The organism is Psychrobacter sp. 1U2, assembly GCF_051847575.1.
In genome coordinates, this window is record NZ_JBPYDC010001340.1 from 1 (window position 1) to 623 (window position 623).

Genomic DNA, 623 nt, shown 5'->3' on the forward strand with positions numbered 1-623 from the left:
TTTTCCGCTATAGCCTCTAGCGAGCGAGCCTGTATCACAGTTTGCAGAGCTGACTCGATAGCGACCAATGCACCGCCCGTGTGAATTTGGCTGTTGCTAATCTGACCGTTACTATTTTGGCCAGCGCTATTTTGTCTATCAGCATTCTGGTCATTAATCGTATCAGCGCCATAATCAGCAATATGCATAACAGGCGCTTGTGAGTCGCTATCCATCAGCTCTGAACCAACATGAAAGCCACGCCCATTATCAGCAATCATAATAGGTATGTCTTTGTTATTGCCAGTATGAGCTTGAGCTAAATCCAGCGCATGCCGGACATGATAATCCAGCAGGCACTCCCCTGTTGGTAACATAAGCGCCGCTTTGGCTATGCCCATTCGTTTGGAAGCACCGCCTGCTAAAATAACAATACCAGCCAAGCTGTCTAAGGGTTTCAAACCATTTATCATAGACGCACTTTACTTATCATCATCTCAGTCATGGCTTGGGTTTTGTGCCATAAAGTGTGGTACAAAGTTGCACGGCCGCGTACGGCTATCAAACTGCTCTTTGAGGATGTTCTCCCAGCCTGTACGGCACGCGCCTGATGAGCCTGGCAAACAAAAGATACCCGTGCCGTT

The 623-nt window shown here is 47.8% G+C and carries 1 protein-coding gene and 1 pseudogene; both read right to left on the reverse strand.

The genetic code is table 11. The features are described 5' to 3' along the window. The coding region (locus tag ACS8FD_RS21970) for an NTP transferase domain-containing protein (RefSeq protein WP_439277429.1) at positions 1-452 on the reverse strand (452 nt) is incomplete at its 3' end. A 24-nt stretch (positions 453-476) separates the two neighbouring features. Further along, a pseudogene (locus ACS8FD_RS21975) lies at positions 477-623 on the reverse strand (molybdenum cofactor biosynthesis protein); the annotation flags it as partial.